The organism is Streptomyces sp. NBC_00400 (genome assembly GCF_036048035.1).
Lineage (GTDB): Bacteria > Actinomycetota > Actinomycetes > Streptomycetales > Streptomycetaceae > Streptomyces.
Window position 1 is genome coordinate 6,257,956 of the sequence record NZ_CP107940.1, and the last position, 17,801, is coordinate 6,275,756.

Sequence of the window (17,801 nt, forward strand, 5' to 3'; positions counted from 1 at the left end):
CGGGCGGCGGCGGGGGCCGGGCGGGCGGCTGCGGCCGGCGGACCGGCGCTCACAGGCTCAGCTCCGGGTGCAGGTCCTTCATCCGCACCACCTGCCGGCCGCGTGCCGTCAGGGACGTCAGCACGAGCGCCCCCGCGGTGAACACCAGCAGCACCACGCTGCCCTGCCACACCGGCGCGAGCTCCCCGCCGGTGATCAGCCGGCGCAGCCCCTCCACGACGTAACTCATCGGCAGATACGGGTGGATGGCGGCGAAGAAGCCCGGACTGGTCTGTACGGGATAGGTGCCGCCCGCGGAGGTCAGCTGGAGCATCAGCAGCGCCAGCACCAGGATCCGGCCGGCCGGGCCGAACTGTGCGTTCAGCCACTGCACGATCGCCGAGAAACAGGCCGTGACCAGCACCAGGAAGCCGATCGTGCCGGCCGCCCGCACCATTTCCAGGCCGATCGCGAAGTGCAATACGGCCATCAGGGCGGCGGTCTGCAGCACCCCCACACCGAACACCGGCAGCCATCCGGACACCGCCACCCGCCAGGAGGGCGCGCCCATCGCCAGCGCACGCCGGTTCAGCGGCTGGATCAGCATGTACGCCACCATCGCGCCGACCCACAGGGACAGCGGGATGAAATACGGGGCGAACCCGGTGCCGTAGTTCGGCGCCTTGTGGGCGGCGTCCGAGGCCAGCTGTACGGGGTCGGACATGACCTGGGTACGTGCGTCGCGGTCCTTCCTGCCGTAGTCGGGGATCTGCTTCGCCCCGTCGTGCAGCCCGCCGGCCAGCTTCTGCGAGCCGTCGGAGAGCTTGAACATGCCGCCGTTCAGTGTGTGGGCACCGTCCTTGAGCCTGCCCACACCGGAGTCGAGGTCGCCCATACCGGCCGCGGCACGGCCCGTACCGTCGTGCAGCCGGTGCGCGCCGTCGTCGAGCTTGTCCGCGCCGGCGGCCAGCCGGGCGTTGCCGGCGGCCAGCTTGCGCGCCCCCGCGGACACCTTGTGCGCTCCGTCGTTGAGATCGTTGATCTTCTTGACGGCGGCGTCCATGTCGGCGCCCAGGGTCGGCCCGTGCCGCGCCAGCTCGCCCGCCAGGGAGTGCAGCGTGTCCAGGTCCCGGCCCAGTTGGTCGAGGTTCTTCTGGTCGTGGACGTACCCGCTGACCTCCTCGGCCCGGTCCGCCGCGGTGGCCGCCTCCTCCTTGAGCTGCTTCAGCTCCGTGCAGGACGTGTCGAGCCGCACCGCGCCCTCACAGCGCAGCCGGTAGTAGGCGGCCAGATGGCCGGAGATCCCCCGGGAGAGCTTCGCCCCGCTGGAGGCCGCGGCGGGGAGCTTGCCGAGGTGGTCACGCACCGCCTGCGAACCGTCGGCGACGAGCCGCGCCGCCTCGCCGATCTCCTTGCCGTGCGCCCGGATGAAGGGCCCCACCTTGCCGACGACCCCGTTGACCGTGTCGGCCAGCTGCTGGGTCCCCTGGGCCACCTGCCCGGAACCGTCGGCCAGTTGGCGCGAGCCGTGGGCGGCACTCCCGGCTCCCCTGGCGAGGTCAGAGCTGCCCCGGGAGAGCCGCCCCGCGCCCGCGTCGAGGTCGCCCAGGCCGGTGACCAGCTTGCCGCTGCCGTCCTTCGCGGTGCCCAGGCCGCCGGCCAGTTCGCCCGCGCCGTGCCGGGCCTGCCCGATGCCGTCGTGGAGCCGGTCGGCACCGTCCGCGGCCTGCTCGGTCTTGCCGTGCAGCGTCGAGAACGAGACGAAGATCTTGTCGAGGAAGGTACGCGCCGACTTCGTGGAGGCCGCGGAACGCACCTCGGAGAACACCGTCCGGGAGATCTGCCCGACGATGTAGTTGTTCGCGTCGTTCGTCCGTACCTTGAGGGCGCCGGTCTCCGGGTGGTCCCCGGAACTGGAGGCGATCCGCCGGCTGAAGTCCTTCGGGATCGTCAGCGAGAGGTAGTACGAGCCGTCCTCGACGCCCCGGGCGGCCTCCTTGGCGTCCACGGGGCGCCAGTCGAAGGTATGGCTGCCGGCCAGCCCGTCGACGATGCTGTCGCCGGCCGAGAGGTGCTTCCCGTCGACGGCCGCACCCTTGTCCTCGTTGACCAGCGCCACCGGAATCTTGTCCAGCCGCCCGTACGGGTCCCAGAAGGACCACAGGTACAGCGCGCCGTACAGGAGCGGCAGCAGCAGAAGGGCGGCCAGCGCGGCGCGCGGCAGCTTCCCCCTGCCGAACCGCTTCAGCTCAAGCGCGGCCAGCTTCGGCGAGCGCATCGGCTGCCCCCTCCTCGTCGTCGGGCCCGTCGTGCTTGCCGGACGTGCTGTCTTTGCCGCCCTTGCAGCCCTTGCCGCTGTTGCCGCCCTTGTTGGCCTTGGCGGCCTCGTCGCTGTCCTGCTCGTCCGTGGCGTCCGTGGCATCCGTGGTGGCGGAGGACTCGCCGGACGTGCCCTTCGGGGTGTTCCGCTCCGGGCGGGCGCCCGTATGGACCAGCACCACGCCCTCGCCGTCCTCCGGCGGCTCGCTGCACACCGCCAGCACGGTGGTACCGGCCGCCGCCAGGCCGCGCAGCAACGCCCAGGCCGCGGCGCGCTCGTCGTCGGACAGCTTCAGATCGGTGTCGTCGACGGCCAGCAGCCGCGGGCCGCCGATCAGCGCGAGCGCCACGGACAGCCGCAGCGCCTCCAGCCGCTCCAGGTCGCGGACGGACGTACGGATCCCCTTGGGCAGCGCCTCCGGGGCGAGGCCCGCCGCCGCGAGGGCGGTGTCCACCAGGGCGCGGGCTTCGGCCCGGCGCTCGTGCCGCGGCCGCAGCAGTGCCCGCAGTGAACCGCCGAACCGGCCCTGCAGCAGGGCGCGTTCCCGCAGATGCTCGCCCACCGTGAGGGCGGGATCGAGCTCGGCGACCCCCGGCACATGGGCGAGCGCGGCGACGGACCGGACAGCGGCCCTTTTCTTCGGCAGCGGCAGTCCGCCGACCTCGGCGGTGCCGGCGGCGGACTTCATCCGGCCGGTGAGCGCGAGCAGCAGACACGTACGGCCCGAGCCCGAAGGGCCCTGTACGGCGATCAGTGAGCCGGGTCCGGCGGTGATGCCGATGTCCCGGAACGCCCATCCACGGGGGCCCTTGACCCCGAATCCCGTGGCCGTGACCGCCGCGCCGTGCGGGGTGCTGTCCACGATCCCCTCCTTGAACTGACTGGTCAGTTCAAAAAGTATGCGGTATCCCACCCCCCGTTCCGCAAGGGGGCGTGGGGAATCCGGCCCGGAAATCCGCCCGGGAAATCCGCCGCGCGCATGTCCCCTTTCCCACGAAAGTGCAGGTCAGTGTCGATTGTCAGTGGTGTACGTCACGATGGCTTCATACGGTCCGAATCGGCTTCGGTCCCGAACCGGTATGCGACGACAGGAGGTTCGTCATGGCAGCTCGTCCCAGCGGGGGCAGCTCCGCTGCGTACGGTCCCCCGAGCGATGTCCACCCCGTCCCGCGAAGGGCGGCCGCGCCACCCGCCGCCCGCACCTTGCTCGCCCAGGCCCAGCAGGGCCTCGATGAGGCACAGACCCTGGAAACCCCCAACGAACAGTTCGCCACGGCCCATCTGGCCGCGCTGCGCACCGCCGCCGCAGTCCTCGCCGTCCGCGGCCGGCCGGAGAGCACGCTGCGTCGCAGGCAGCGTATCCGCAGCGCCTGGGAGGTTCTTCCCGAGGTCGCGCCCGAACTCTCCGAGTGGAGCGCCCTCTTCGCCGCCGGCGCCGCCCGCCGGGCGAAGGCCGAGGCCGGTATAGCCGGCGCGGCCTGCCGCCGGGACGCCGACGATCTGCTGCGCGACGCCGCCATGTTCCTGCGCCTGGTGGAGCGGATGCTGCTCCTCCAGCCGTCGCTGCCGCCACAGCGGGCGGGATAGGAACGGCGCAATCGCGGCGGCGGGCCGGGGTCCGGCAGGCCGGGGGCGGCGGGGAGCCGCGACGGGGGGATGGGGGAGTGGGGTGGGTGGGGAGGGGGTGGGGCCGGGGGGAAAGGGGGAGGAGGAGAGGCGAAGAAGGGGCGCCCGCCCGGCGACGCCACCCACTGCCGGGGTCACGCCCCGCCAGGGCCACCCACCGCCAGGGCCACCCACCGCCAGGGCCACCCACCGCCAGGGCCACCCACTGCCAAGGCCACCCACCCGCCCCGCGGTCCGTCGCCCCGTAGCCCCGGCGGCGTCAGCCCTCCGCCGTCCAGCGCGTCCGCCCCCTCCGCCCCGCATCCCGCGTTCCCCGGCGCCACGCCCCTCGGCGCCCCGCCCTCCCCGGCGCCCGGCCGGCTCCGTGGACGGCGGACGCTGGACGGCGCGGGACGGAATAGGGTGGTGGACGCCTAGACGTTCATGCCCCCGCCGAGGAGCCACCCGCCGTGTCTGACCCGCTGCGCCCCCGCGCCTCCCTTCGTACCGCCGTGGTCTGGGACGTCCTCAAGGACGCCCTGGAGCGCCGGGTCAAGGCCGCCGGGCGCGACGCCCTGGACGTCCTCGACACCGGCGGCGGCACCGGCAACTTCGCCGTGCCGGTCGCCCGCCTCGGCCACCGCGTCACGGTCGTCGACCCCAGCCCCAACGCCCTCTTCGCCCTGGAGCGCCGCGCCGCGGAGGCGGGCGTCGCCGACCGGGTACGCGCGGTGCAGGGGGACGCCCACGGTCTGTTCGACGTCGTCGAGCGCGGCGTCCATGACGTCGTGCTCTGCCACGGCGTGCTGGAGTACGTCGACGACCCGGCCGAGGGCGTCCGCAACGCCGTCGACGCGCTGCGCCCGGCCGGCACCCTCAGCCTGCTCGCGGCCGGTCTGGGCGGCGCGGTCCTCGCACGCGCCCTCGCGGGCCACTTCACCGAGGCCCACCAGGCCCTCACCGACCCGTCCGGACGCTGGGGCGAGGGCGACCCGATGCCGCGCCGGTTCACCGCCGACCAGCTCACCGAGCTGGTGTCCGGCACCGGTCTGCAGGTCGGCGCGGTGCACGGCGTGCGGGTCTTCGCCGACCTCGTCCCCGGGGTGCTGGTCGACACCGAGCCGGGCGCCATGGACGCCCTGCTGAAGCTCGAAGCGGCCGCGGCCGAACAGCCCGCCTTCCACTCCGTGGCCACGCAGTTGCACGTCCTCGCCGAGCGCGACTGACCCACCCGGCACACCCGGCTACCGCGTGCAGTCGGCCACAGACCACCCGATCAGCCCCTTCGCCCCGTATGATCGGGGTACGACGTTCCGGCATGGCGGACAGGCGGGTGGGGAATGCAGGCAGCATCACCACCGGTCGCCGCGGCGGCCCGGACAGTGAATTGGCGTCGAGGGGCGGGTTTCACGGGGACGATTCCCTGCCTATCCTGAAAGGGTCGCACCCCGGTCGCCCCCGCGACCGACGAGTAGGAGGACTCCGTGCCGCTCTCGGAGCACGAGCAGCGCATGCTCGAGCAAATGGAGCGAGCGCTGTACGCCGAAGATCCTAAGTTCGCGACAGCGCTTGAGGGAAGCGGGCTGCGTACGTACACCCGGCGACGGGTCTACCAAGCGGTCGCGGGCTTCCTGGTGGGTATCGCCCTGCTCATGGCCGGTATGGTCGCGCAGCAGATCTGGATCAGCGTGGTGGGATTCCTCGTCATGCTCGGCTGCGCAGTGCTGGCGGTCACGGGCTGGCGCAAGGCCCCCAAGCCGGGTGAGCAGCAGTCCGGCGCGGGTTCCGGAGGTGGTGCACCGGCGCGCCGACAGGCCAGGCAGCGGCGCTCGATGATGAATCGCATCGAGGACCGCTGGCAGCGGCGCAGGGACGAACAGCAGGGCCACTGAGCAACTGCAGGCCACTGAGCAACCGCAGGGCGGCTGAGGAACAAGTAGCCCTTGAGCCGACGGGGCGAGGAAGCGGGCCCGCGGGACTGTCTGAAGTGGACCTGAAGCCCCATTGAGATCGTTCCGGCGAGCTCAATGGGGCTTCAGAAGTTACTCCGGCATTTCTTTTCCGAATCCATTTCTCCTGCTGCTTTTCCGGCATTTCTTCCCGCTGTTTCTTCTTGCTCTGTGCGCCGTTCTTTCCCGCCGGGACTTCTCCGCTTGCCGAAGGCCGGGCTCTGTGCTTCCGCGCCGAGCCCGGCCTTCCGGCGCTTCGGGAGCCACCCTGCCCCCGGCCTCGTGACTATGCCCGCTGCCGGCCCGGCCGGAGGGCGGCCGCCGCACGCCGTACCGAGACCACCGGCCGGCTGCTGCGGCACCGGAGCAGCCAGGCCGTCCACCGCGCTGACCAGGCCCAACGGAGGCGCGCCACCGAACGCGGGGCGAGCTGGGCGCGCAGCCTCAGGCCACGGGGCGCGGCGTCCCGCAACCCGGCCCGTACCTGTTGCACCTCCGCGGCGAGTCCGGACACCGGCTGCGGTTGCGGTGCGTACAGGACCTGCTCCACCGCCGCGGCAACGCGCTGGGCGGCTGCGGCGGGCTCCGGTTGCAGTTCTCCGAGACCGATGATCCGCGCGGCCGCCTTACGCGGAGTCAGCGACTCGTCCGGCAGGATGCCGAAGTCCCAGGCGGTGTCCTGCAGCTCCTGCCAGGCGGCGAGGGTGCCCGCCGCATGGTCTCCGTCCGGGCCGGCGGCCGCCAGCCGTCCGGCCCGCGTCCGCAGCCGCCACAGCAGCGGGGCCACGGGCAGCAGCAGGACGAGCAGGGCTGCCAGTGCGATACCGGCGGTCGCCCAGGGGGACGGGCCGTCCTCCGGGGGGCGGATGCCCCCGTTCTCGGCGGGCAGCGTGAGGCACCCCGAACCGGAGCCCGCGCCGGAGCCGGAGCCGGACCGCTGTGCGCCGGGGCCGCAGGACGGGTCCGCGGAGGGGCCCTCCGAGGGCGCCGCGGACCGGGAGGGCGCCGGGGCCGGGCTGCCGCGGTCGGCCGTGCCCGGGGTGGCGGGGTACGCGTAGTCAGGGATGCTGCCGCGGCTCGGGGTCGGCTCGAAGCGGGTCCAGCCGATGCCCTGGAAGTACAGCTCGGGCCAGGCATGGGCGTCCTTGAGGCCGACCGAGGTCGTGCCGTCGGGCTGCTTGGTGCCCGGGGTGAAACCGACCGCGACCCGGGCCGGGATGCCCAGCGTCCGGGCCATCGCCGCCATCGAGAAGGAGAAGTGGACGCAGAAGCCCTCCTTCTGCCTCAGGAACCGCGCAATGGCATCGGAACCACTGCCCGCCCGGACGTCCGTGTTGTAGCTGAAGCCTCCGTTGAGCGCGAACCAGTCCTGCAGTTTGACGGCCTTGGCGTAGGTGGTCGGTGCGCCGCGGGTGACCCGGCGTGCGGTGTTGCGTACGACGGGGGGCAGCGAGTCCGGGACCTTGGTGTACTCGCGCAGCAGGTCGGCGGGCGGCGCCGGCGCGGCGGCCAGCTGCCCGGAGGTGGGCCGCACCTGCAGGCTCTCGACCTGGTACTGCAGGCCGTGGGTGTTCTGCCCGCGGTCCCCGACGAGCGTGCGGCCCTGGGGCTCGAAGCGCCAGCGCCCGGAGATGTCCACCCTGGACGCCGGATAGGGGAGCGGCAGCCAGTTCTGGGCGTACCACCCGGCGGTCGAGATGGAGGTGTTGATCCGGTTGAGGTCGACCGCGGAGCTGAGGCCGGGCGGTCGCGGAAGCTGCTCGGGGACGTCCGTGACCGTGCGCTCGGACGGCTTCCAGGTCGTGCCGTCGAACTGGTCGAGGGCGACGATCCGGAGATACAGATCGCGGGTGTCGGAGGCGGTCGTGCGGTAGTTGAGGACTTCTTTGTCCTCGGGCTGGTTGAGGCTGTCCTGCAGCGACACCAGCGGGTTCACCGCGGAGATCGTGCCACCGCCGCCGGGTCCCGTGCCGTTGCCGGAGGTGCCCAGCAGGCCGCCGCCGAGGGAGGGCAGCACGGCGGGCACCACCACGGCGAGCCCGAGCGCCATCGCGCCGATCCTGCGGCCCGTACGGACCGGGGCGGACGCCGGCACGCCGGTGCCGGCCGCGAACCCCCGTCCGCCGCCCGGCCGGTCCGCTCCGGCGACCGGCCCGCCGAACACCCGGCCCCACTGGGAGAGCCGGTCGCGGCCCTCGGCCAGCAGAAGCAGCAGATAGCCGGCCGCCGCGGTCAGGAACAGCAGCCAGCCCGCGCCGCCCTGGGACAGGCCCGCCGCCACCGAATACAGCGCGAGCAGCGGCAGCCCGGCGGGCGCGGCGCTGCGGTAGGTGACCGCCAGCGCGTCCACCGTCAGGCCGATCACCAGCACGCCCAGGACCAGCAGCAACCGGATGCCGGGGGTGACGGGGGCGGGGATGGCGTACCGGCCGACGTCCCGTACACCGGCCTGCAGCAGCCGGCCGAATTCCGCTAGGGCGTCCGGTCCCGGCAGCAGTCCGAGGACCGCCTCGTTCCTGGCGAACAGCAGGGTCATCAGCAGCACGGCGGCCAGGGCCTGGACGCCGATGGTCAGCGGTCCGGCGAGGGGCACCCGGCGGGCCGCCGCACCCACGCCGCTCATGAGGGCCAGCAGGATCGCCGCCTCGAACATCCAGGTGATCGGATCCACCAGCGGCAGCAGCGCGCCGGCGGCACACAGGGTGGCCACCGCCGCGCACACCGCCAGCCGCGCCCGGCCGCTCATGCCCGTGCCTCATTTCCCTCGGGACCCGGGCACCGCCCGTACGGTCCGCCGACCCTGCCGCCTGCCCGGCCGCGGGGCCGGGGCGTACCCGACCACCCGCCCCCGCGCAGCCGCTTGTCCGTCACCCGTCCGATCTCCACGCCCCCGTTCACGACCGGCCCCCGGCCACCGTCTCCGGCGTGCTCGCATCCGCCGGCCACCCGGGATCCGGCCCGGCGCGGTCCGCGGCCGCCCGCCACAGGTCGGCGAGCGCGTCGCCGGGAGTCACCGGCAGTGCCGTCCAGCCCGCCCGGCGCAGCAGCCGGACCCGTTCGGCGACCGGGACCTGGCCGGCGGACAAGCTGATCCCACCGGGGCCTCGCGTCCAGGCGTCGCCGTCCAGGACGAAGGCGACGGCCCCGCCGCACCGCTGCCGTATCCGTCCGGCGACCGCCGCCTGCTCCTCGTCCAGATCGCCGAAGAAGGCGATCAGCACTCCTTCGTCGCCGCCGCGCACGGCGTCGTACACCGCCGACAGTCCCTCTGCCTCGGAGTGGTCCACGGCCGCGAGGGTGTCCAGCAGCAGGCCCACGGCGTCGGCGGATGCGGCGCCGCCCGCGAAACCGCCGGCGCCGTCGGGACCGGGCACCGAGGTGCCGGTGTCGGTCAGCAGCCGCACCGAGAAGCCGCGCTCCAGCAGGTGCACCGCGGCCGAAGCGGCGCCCGCCACCGCCCACTCGAAGGCCGAGTCGGGGCCCGCTCCCGGGTGGGCGACGGCGCGGGTGTCGAGCAGGACCGTGCAGCGCGCCTTCTGCGGCTGCTCCTCCCTGCGGACCATCAGCTCGCCGTGGCGCGCGGTGGACCGCCAGTGGACCCGGCGCAGATCGTCGCCGTGCCGGTAGTCGCGCGGAATGAGGTCGTCCTCGCCGGCCAGCGCCAGGGAGCGCTGGCGTCCGTCGCCGTATCCGGCGGCCTCGCCGGCCAGCCGCACCGGCGGCAGCGGTTCGACCCGCGGCACCACCGTCAGGGTGTCGACGGTGCTGAACGAACGGGTCAGCTCGCACATCCCGAACGGATCGGAGAGCCGTAGTTGCAGCGGCCCCAGCGGATAGCGTCCGCGCAGGTCGGCGCGGACGCGGTAGGAGACCTCGCGGCGGCCGCCGGGCTCGACGCGGTCCAGGACGAAGCGCGGCCGGGGGCCGAGGACGTACGGCACCCGGTCCTGGAGCATCAGCACGCCCGTCGGCAGCCGGGAGACGTTCTCCATCCGCAGCCGGACCCGGGACTCGGCGGTCGCGGGCACCCGGGCGGGGGAGAGCGCACGGCTGCCCGCGACCCGGTAGCGGGTGCGGTGCAGCACCAGGACGCACACCAGCGGGAGGGCGGCGAGCAGCAGACCTACCCGCAGCAGATCCGCCTGCCCCAGGAGGTAGGAGCACGCCATGGCCGCCAGCCCGGCCGCCAGGAACGATCTGCCCCGTGTCGTCAGCCCCCCGAGGGCCGCCCGCAGCCCGCAGTGCTCCGCCGTCCCCTCGCCGCCCCCCTCGGACATCACAACCCCCGTACGCCGGGCGGCTGCTGACCGGGTGTCCGCCACGCCTGCGCGGACGGGTCGGGGACCGGGACGCGCCGCAGGATCTCCAGCACGATCTGTTCGGCCGTCCGGCGGTTCAACTGGGCCTGGGCGGTGGGCAGCAGCCGGTGCGCGAGCACCGCCGCCGCCAGCGACTGGACGTCGTCCGGGAGGACGTACTCCCGCCCCAGGAGCGCGGCCGAGGCCTTGGCCGCGCGCAGCAGATGCAGGGTCGCCCGCGGTGAGGCGCCGAGCCGCAGCTCGGGATGGCTGCGGGTGGCCGCCACCAGGTCCACGGTGTATCTGCGCACCGTTTCGGCGACATGGACCGTGCGCACCACCTCGATCAGCTTCACGATCTCGTGGGCGTGCGCCACCGGACGGAGGTCGTCGAGCGGTGAGGCACCGCCGTGCACATCCAGCATCTGCAGCTCGGCCGACGGGCTGGGGTAGCCGATGGACACCCGCGCCATGAAGCGGTCCCGCTGTGCCTCGGGGAGGGGGTAGGTGCCCTCCATCTCGACCGGGTTCTGGGTGGCGACCACCATGAACGGGCTGGGCAGCTCGTAGGTCTGCCCGTCCATCGTGACCTGGCGCTCCTCCATGGACTCCAGGAGCGCCGACTGGGTCTTGGGCGAGGCGCGGTTGATCTCGTCGCCGATCACGAACTGGGAGAAGATCGCGCCGGGCTTGAACTCGAAGTCCCGCTGCTGCTGGTCGAAGATGCTGACGCCCGTGATGTCGGAGGGCAGCAGGTCGGGCGTGAACTGGATGCGCCGCACCGAGCAGTCGATGGAGCGGGCGAGTGCCTTGGCGAGCATGGTCTTGCCGACGCCGGGCACATCCTCGATCAGCAGGTGCCCCTCGGCCAGCAGCACGGTCAGCGCGAGCCGTACGACCTCCGGCTTGCCCTCGATCACGCCCTCCACCGACCGGTGGATACGCTCCGCGGTGGTGGTCAGACCTCCCCCTGCGCCCGGCGCCGCCCCCACTCCCGGCTCCGCTCGGGCGGGGGGACCCCCAAGGCTCGCTCGCTCGTCATACGCCGTCACTCGGCCCTCCTCGGCCCCGCACTACGGGCCGGTGCCTTCTTGCGGACCGGCCCACCCCGAACGTGGCGTCGCACCCGGCCACCGCCGGGACGACGTCACCCCCGCATTCTTGCCGCCCGCGCGGCTTCGCGTCATGACCTGTGGATAACTCACAAGGATAGGCCCCGGCCTTCGTGACGAATGCGACTTTTCGTTCCCGTTCGCACGTCAGGGAGGCCGGGGCCGGGGGGTGTCAGCGCTGCGGATCGATCTCCCGCAGCAGTCCGGTGGTCACGTCGAAGACAAAGCCGCGGACATCGTCGGTGTGCGGGAGGAAGGGCGAGGTGCGCACCCGCTCCATGGACTGCCGTACGTCCTCGTCGAGGTCCTTGAAGGCCTCGACCGCCCAGGTGGGGCGCTGTCCGACCTCGGCCGCCAGGTCGTGGCGGAAGTCCTCGGTCAGGCTGAGCAGACCGCAGCCGGTGTGGTGGATGAGGACGACCGAGCGGGTGCCCAGGGCACGCTGGCTGATGGTCAGGGACCGGATGATGTCGTCGGTGACCACCCCGCCGGCATTGCGGATGGTGTGGCAGTCGCCGAGTTCGAGACCGAGTGCCTTGTGCAGGTCGAGCCGGGCGTCCATACAGGCCACGACGGCGACCTTCCGGACGGGCCGGGCGTCCATCCCGGGGTCGGTGAAGGCTTCGGCGTACCGCCGGTTCGCCTCGACGAGACCGTCCGTGACGGTGTCACCGGCGCGGGTGCCGGCACTGCCGGCGGACGAGGGCAGCGGCTGCGATGCAGGTATGGGCATGGATTCACGGTAATCGCCGTCCGCCGCTCCGGCCGTCTGAGAGGCCGGGCATAGGGGGCAACGTCACTCCATGTGAGGTACTCCACAGGGCTGTCCCGGGCGCCGCCGTCCGGGTGAGGAGCCCGCGGCAAAGGCGGTGCGAAAGCCGTCGCAGGACGCGCGGAACCGGTTGATTGACCGGGGCGACCGGTGGACTAAAGTGGCGCGAAGTGGGAGGCGTGACGCTCTCCTTGGATACCGGATTCCTCGCGTGCGCGCGTCGTACGTACGGCTCGGCCTCCTCCCGCTCCCATGGTCTTCCGACGTCACTTCCCCGTCGCCGGAGGGCCACTTCCCCTTCAGAGCGGGCGGGGACCAAGCGGTACGTGCGGCATCCCCCAGCCAGCGGCCGGGGCCCCACCTGCCGCCCAGCCCATCGGAAGGCACATGAGCGAGCGTAGCGAGCGATTCAGGAAGCGGTGCGCACATGCCGCCCGCAGGCGGGCCGAGCGCAGCGGAGCCGTCGCATGACCAACAGCACTCGCCACGTCCCCGTCATGCTCCAGCGGTGCCTGGACATGCTCGCCCCCGCCCTCGCCGAGCCCGGCGCGGTCGTCGTCGACTGCACGCTCGGCCTCGGAGGGCACAGCGAGGCGCTGCTCGCCACCTTCCCGGCGGCCCGGCTGATCGCCCTCGACCGCGACCCCGCGGCCCTGAAGCTCGCGGGCGAACGGCTCGCCCCCTACGGAGAGCGCGCCACCCTGGTGCACGCGGTCTACGACGAGCTGCCCGAAGTCCTCGGCCGTCTCGGCACCCCGCGCGTCCAGGGCGTCCTGTTCGACCTCGGCGTGTCCTCCATGCAGCTCGACGAGGCCGACCGCGGCTTCGCGTATGCGCAGGACGCCCCGCTGGACATGCGGATGGACCAGACGACCGGCATCAGCGCCGCGGATGTCCTCAACACCTATGCGCCCGGTGAGCTGGTCCGGATCCTGCGCTCCTACGGGGAGGAGAAGCAGGCCAAGCGGATCGTCGAGGCCGTCGTCCGGGAGCGTGCCAAGGAGCCGTTCACCAATAGCGCACGGCTGGTCGAGCTGATCCGGGATGCGCTGCCGCAGGCCGCCAAGCGCACCGGCGGCAATCCCGCCAAGCGCACCTTCCAGGCGCTGCGCATCGAGGTCAACGGTGAGCTCGCCAGTGTCGAGCGCGCCGTCCCGGCCGCCGTGAAGGCGCTCGCCGTGGGCGGCCGGATCGCCGTGCTCTCCTACCACTCGCTGGAGGACCGCCTGGTCAAGCAGGTCTTCGCGGCCGGAGCGGCCAATACGGCGCCCGCCGGACTGCCGGTCGTCCCCGAGCGCTACCAGCCCCGGCTCAAGCTGCTGACCCGCGGCGCCGAACTCCCCACGGAGGAGGAGGTCGCCGAGAACCGCCGGGCCGCCCCCGCCCGGCTGCGCGGCGCGGAGCGTATCCGCGAGAACGTGGAGGACACCGCATGAAAGGCCAGGGGCGGCCGCGCGGCAGGCAGAAACGCCTGGCCGCGCTGTTCCCCTCCGGCGCCGGATCCGCCGGCACCGCGGCCCGCACGCCCTTCGTGGTCCTCATCGTCGTCCTGCTCGGCTCCGGCCTGATCACCCTGCTGCTGCTCAACTCCGCGCTCAACCAGGGATCGTTCGAGCTCAGCAAGCTGGAGAAGAAGACCGACGAGCTGACGGACGAGCAGCAGGCGCTGCAGCAGGACGTGGACGCGTACTCCGCCCCCGGCGCGCTGGAGCGGCGGGCCCGCCGGCTGGGCATGGTGCCGGGCGGCAGCCCCGCGTTCCTGCTCCCGGACGGCACCGTCCGCGGCAGGACGGGCCCGGCCACGTCGGACGGGGCCCCGCTGAGCACCTCCGCCGAGCCGTCGGCAGCGAGCGCGGCCGGCCACCGGGCCCCGGCCGCCCTCTCCCCGACGACCTCCGGCAGGTGAGCGCGGCATGACCGAGCCCAGGGACCCCCGCCGGGTGCCGCGCCCCGCCCAGCGCGGCGGCCAGGCGGGCGGTCGCGGCGGGCAGGCCGGTGGCCGGGGCGGCCGCCCGCCCGCCAAACGCCCCGCGCCCCGGCCGGGTCCCCGGCCCCCCGCCCGCCGCCCTGCCCGACCCCGCTCCGGGACCCCGGTGCTCCGCCTGGGCAGCCCGCGCCCCCGGCTGCGGCTGGTCTCCCTCGCGCTGACGCTGGTGATGCTGGTCTTCGTCGTACGCCTCTTCCAGGTGCAGGCCGTGGACGCCGGGGCGTTCGCCGCCAAGGCCAACGAGAACCGCTATGTACCGGTCAAGCTGGCCGCCGAGCGCGGTGCGATCACCGACCGCAACGGCGTGGACCTCGCCACCACCGTCGACGCGTACGACATCACCGCCGACCCGAGTCTGCTGGCGCCCGCCAAGACCAAGATCGACGACGCTCCGCAGCGGGCCGCCGCGCTGCTCGCGCCGATCCTCGGCGAGGACCGCGCTACCCTCGCCGCGAAGCTCGACCAGCCCAAGGCGCGCTACGTCCTGCTCGCCCGGCAGCGCACCCCGCAGGTCTGGAAGCGGATCAAGGACCTGCGCGCCGGGCTCGACGCCAAGGCGGCCGCCGCCCCCAAGAGCGCACCCCGCCCCGACGTCCTGGTGGGGATCTTCGCCGACAAGCACAGCAAGCGCCTCTACCCGAACAAGGACCTCGCCTCCGGCGTCCTCGGCTTCGTCAACGGTGCCGGCAAGGGCGGCGGCGGCCTGGAGGCGCTGCTGAACAGGCAGCTGGCGGGCAAGGACGGCAAGCTCGTCTACGCCCAGTCCGGCGGCCGCCGGGTGCCCACCGCCGACACCCAGGAACACCCCGCCGTCCCCGGCAGCGACGTCGAGCTCACCCTCGACCGCGACATCCAGTGGGCCGCCCAGCAGGCCATCACCGAGCAGGTCGCCAAGTCGAACGCCGACCGCGGCTACGTCGTCGTCCAGGACACCCGCACCGGAGAGATCCTGGCACTCGCCAACGCGCCCGGGTTCGACCCCAACGAGGTGTCGGAGGCCGATCCGGAGGCGCTGGGCAACGCCGCGCTGTCCGACGCCTTCGAGCCGGGGTCCACCAGCAAGCTGATGTCGATGGCCGCCGTCCTGGAGGAGGGCGTCGCCACGTCCGCCACCCGCGTCACCGTGCCCAACCGGCTGCACCGCGGCGACCGGCTGTTCGCGGACGACGTCGACCACGCCACCTGGCATCTGACGCTCAACGGCGTGCTCGCCAAGTCCAGCAACATCGGCACGATCCTCGCCGCCGGCCAGCTCGGCCGGACCCAGCCCCAGGCCAACCAGGTCCTCTACTCGTACCTGCGGAAGTTCGGTATCGGGAAGCCGACCGGGCTCGGCTTTCCCGGGGAGACCGACGGCATCCTGGCCAAGCCGCAGGACTGGAACACCTCACAGCAGTTCACCATCCCGTTCGGCCAGGGACTGTCCCTCAACGCCGTACAGGCCGCCTCGGTCTACTCCACGATCGCCAACGGGGGCGAGCGCATCGCCCCCACACTGGTCCGCGGCAGCACCGGACCCGACGGCCACTACGCACCGGCGCCCAAGCCCGGCAGGAACCGCGTGGTCAGCCCGAAGACCGCGCGCACCCTCGCCACCATGCTCGAATCGGTGGTCGACGACGAGGAGGGCACCGGAGCGAAGGCGAAGATCGACGGCTACCGCGTCGGCGGCAAAACCGGAACGTCCAACCGGGTGGACCCCAAAACCGGCCGGTACCACGGCTACACCGCGTCCTTCGCCGGCTTCGCACCGGCCGACAAGCCCCGCATCACGGTCTACTGCGCCGTGCAGAACCCCACCACGGGCAGTTACTTCGGCGGCCAGGTCTGTGGCCCGATCTACCAGCAGGTCATGGCCTTCGCGCTGAAAACCCTCCAGGTCCCGCCGACCGGCGCGGGACCCCCGCGGCTGCCGGTCACCTTCACGCCAGGCCAATGAAATCGAGGCAATTCCGCCGTGACGACCATCACCCCCGACGGCACCCCCGACGGCACCCCCGTCGCGGGAAACTGCTCCTCCCCACGGCCCTCACTTCGCCCCGGGCCGGTGGTGCCCGGTACGCTCACCGCCGTGTCACACGCTGATCAGTCCCCGAAAGCCCAGCACGCCGAGAAGGGCGGGCCCGGCACCTATCCGGGAGCCCCACGCCCTGAAACGGTCCGCCCCACCCCCCTGGCGGACCTCGCCGAGCAGCTGGGATGCCCCGCCCCGGATCCCGGCCAGGCCGATGCCACGGTCACCGGCATCACCCATGACTCCCGGGCGGTCCGCCCCGGCGACGTCTATGCCGCGCTGCCCGGCGCCCGTCTGCACGGCGCCGACTTCGTCGCCCAGGCCGCCGACCTCGGCGCCGCGGCGATCCTGACCGACCCGTCGGGCGCCGAGCGCGCCGCGGCGACCGGCCTGCCGGCCCTCGTCGTCGAGAACCCGCGCGCCCGGATGGGCGCCCTGGCCGTCTCGATCTACGGAGCGCCGGGCGAGGACCTCCTCCAGATCGGCATCACCGGCACCTCCGGCAAGACCACCACCGCCTACCTCATCGAGGGCGGGCTGCGGGCGGCCGCGGCCGGGCGCCCCGACGGCGGGCTGACCGGCCTGATCGGCACCGTCGAGACCCGTATCGGCGACGAGCGGATCAAGTCCGAGCGCACCACCCCCGAGGCCACCGACCTGCAGGCGCTGTTCGCCGTGATGCGCGAGCGCGGCGTGCGTGCCCTCGCCATGGAGGTCTCCAGCCACGCCCTGGTCCTCGGCCGGGTCGACGGCTGCGTCTTCGACGTCGCGATCTTCAACAACCTCAGCCCGGAGCACATGGAGTTCCACTCCGGGATGGAGGACTACTTCCAGGCCAAGGCCCAGCTGTTCACCAAGGCCCGCAGCCGGGCCGGCGTCGTCAACCTCGACGACGAGTACGGCAAGCGGCTGGCCGAGGGCGAGTCCGAGGTCCCGGTCACCACCTTCTCCGCCGAGGGCCACCCGGACGCCGACTGGCGGGCCTCGGACGTCGAGGTCGGTGCGCTCGGCTCGACCTTCACCGTGCACGGGCCGGACGGACAGACCCTGCGCGCCGCCTCCCCGATCGCCGGCCCGTTCAACGTCGCCAACGCGCTCGCCGCGATCGTCTCGCTGGTCGTCGCCGGCATCGACCCGCAGACCGCGGCCGACGGCGTCGCCGCGGTGCCCGGCGTCCCCGGCCGCCTGGAGCGGATCGACGCCGGCCAGCCGTACCTGGCGGTCGTCGACTACGCCCACAAGACCGACGCTGTCGAATCGGTTCTGCGCGCGCTGCGCAAGGTCACCGACGGCAAGCTGCACGCCGTCCTCGGCTGCGGCGGCGACCGTGACCCGCACAAGCGCGGACCGATGGGTGCCGCGGTGGCCCGGCTCGCCGACACGGCCATCCTGACCTCCGACAACCCGCGTGGCGAGGACCCGCTCTCGATCCTCGCCACCATGCTCGCGGGGGCCGCGGAGGTTCCCATCCACGAACGCGGCACGGTGCTGGTCGAGGAAGAGCGGGCCACCGCCATCGCCGCCGCCGTCGCCCGCGCCGAGTCCGGCGACACCGTGATCGTCGCGGGCAAGGGCCACGAGCAGGGCCAGGACATCGCCGGAGTGGTACGCCCCTTCGACGACCGCCAGGTGCTGCGCGATGCCATCGAGGACTCGCTGAAGTCACAGCAGTCGCAGCAGTCACCGCAGCCGAACCACCAGGGATGACACACCGCCATGCGCGCACAACCCCTTTACCGTCACCGCCCGCCCCTCGCCGGGGGTG

Annotated in this window: 13 protein-coding genes; 7 read left to right on the forward strand and 6 right to left on the reverse strand. The window is 73.2% G+C overall.

The window, feature by feature from the left end:
* Positions 1–49: 49 nt before the first annotated feature.
* Together OHS81_RS27395 and OHS81_RS27400 are read right to left on the reverse strand one after the other, a co-directional pair.
* Positions 50–2,257: a YhgE/Pip domain-containing protein gene (locus OHS81_RS27395; RefSeq protein WP_328387446.1), complete on the reverse strand. Its 2,208-nt coding sequence runs from the start codon at positions 2,255–2,257 to the stop codon at positions 50–52.
* The gene (locus OHS81_RS27400; RefSeq protein ID WP_328387448.1) at positions 2,229–3,161 is read right to left on the reverse strand and encodes an ATP-binding cassette domain-containing protein; all 933 of its coding nucleotides are present in this window, start codon (positions 3,159–3,161) and stop codon (positions 2,229–2,231) included. The genes OHS81_RS27395 and OHS81_RS27400 overlap by 29 nt, the downstream gene beginning before the upstream one ends.
* Positions 3,162–3,400: 239 nt before the next feature.
* On the opposite strand from OHS81_RS27400, the gene OHS81_RS27405 reads away from it, so the two are divergent.
* The 3 genes from OHS81_RS27405 to OHS81_RS27415 all read left to right on the forward strand — a co-directional run bounded on the left by OHS81_RS27405 (position 3,401) and on the right by OHS81_RS27415 (position 5,796).
* Positions 3,401–3,886, forward strand: a complete 486-nt coding sequence (locus tag OHS81_RS27405) for an SAV_6107 family HEPN domain-containing protein (protein WP_328387450.1) — start codon at positions 3,401–3,403, stop codon at positions 3,884–3,886.
* 488 nt (positions 3,887–4,374) lie between these two features.
* The gene (locus OHS81_RS27410) at positions 4,375–5,130 is read left to right on the forward strand and encodes a methyltransferase (RefSeq protein WP_328387452.1); all 756 of its coding nucleotides are present in this window, start codon (positions 4,375–4,377) and stop codon (positions 5,128–5,130) included.
* Between the two features lie 258 nt (positions 5,131–5,388).
* Positions 5,389–5,796, forward strand: a complete 408-nt coding sequence (locus tag OHS81_RS27415) for a DUF3040 domain-containing protein (protein WP_311623295.1) — start codon at positions 5,389–5,391, stop codon at positions 5,794–5,796.
* Between the two features lie 343 nt (positions 5,797–6,139).
* Here the strand turns inward: OHS81_RS27415 and OHS81_RS27420 are convergent, their stop codons facing one another.
* The 4 genes from OHS81_RS27420 to OHS81_RS27435 all read right to left on the reverse strand — a co-directional run bounded on the left by OHS81_RS27420 (position 6,140) and on the right by OHS81_RS27435 (position 11,996).
* Positions 6,140–8,599 carry a transglutaminase family protein gene (locus OHS81_RS27420; protein WP_328387457.1) on the reverse strand — a complete coding sequence of 820 codons (2,460 nt, stop codon included), beginning with the start codon at positions 8,597–8,599 and terminating at the stop codon, positions 6,140–6,142.
* 148 nt (positions 8,600–8,747) lie between these two features.
* The gene (locus tag OHS81_RS27425) at positions 8,748–10,130 is read right to left on the reverse strand and encodes a DUF58 domain-containing protein (protein ID WP_328387459.1); all 1,383 of its coding nucleotides are present in this window, start codon (positions 10,128–10,130) and stop codon (positions 8,748–8,750) included.
* Entirely contained in the window at positions 10,130–11,203 is a 1,074-nt protein-coding gene (locus OHS81_RS27430) for an AAA family ATPase (RefSeq protein ID WP_443058773.1), read from the reverse strand. Before OHS81_RS27430 ends, OHS81_RS27425 begins: the two co-directional genes overlap by 1 nt.
* Before the next feature lie 232 nt (positions 11,204–11,435).
* The gene (locus tag OHS81_RS27435) at positions 11,436–11,996 is read right to left on the reverse strand and encodes a beta-class carbonic anhydrase (protein ID WP_328387463.1); all 561 of its coding nucleotides are present in this window, start codon (positions 11,994–11,996) and stop codon (positions 11,436–11,438) included.
* Positions 11,997–12,502: 506 nt separating this feature from the next.
* Here OHS81_RS27435 and rsmH point away from each other — a divergent pair.
* Genes rsmH through OHS81_RS27455 form a run of 4 tightly spaced genes read left to right on the forward strand, consistent with a single transcriptional unit; the run spans position 12,503 to position 17,743 of the window.
* Positions 12,503–13,471, forward strand: coding sequence for a 16S rRNA (cytosine(1402)-N(4))-methyltransferase RsmH (rsmH, locus tag OHS81_RS27440; RefSeq protein ID WP_328387465.1), 969 nt, complete (start codon positions 12,503–12,505; stop codon positions 13,469–13,471).
* A complete protein-coding gene (locus OHS81_RS27445; RefSeq protein ID WP_328387467.1) occupies positions 13,468–13,941 on the forward strand; it encodes a septum formation initiator family protein in 474 nt (157 codons plus the stop codon). Before rsmH ends, OHS81_RS27445 begins: the two co-directional genes overlap by 4 nt.
* Before the next feature lie 7 nt (positions 13,942–13,948).
* A complete protein-coding gene (locus tag OHS81_RS27450; protein ID WP_328387469.1) occupies positions 13,949–15,961 on the forward strand; it encodes a peptidoglycan D,D-transpeptidase FtsI family protein in 2,013 nt (670 codons plus the stop codon).
* 18 nt (positions 15,962–15,979) lie between these two features.
* Positions 15,980–17,743, forward strand: coding sequence for a UDP-N-acetylmuramoyl-L-alanyl-D-glutamate--2,6-diaminopimelate ligase (locus OHS81_RS27455; RefSeq protein WP_443058774.1), 1,764 nt, complete (start codon positions 15,980–15,982; stop codon positions 17,741–17,743).
* Positions 17,744–17,801: the final 58 nt, after the last annotated feature.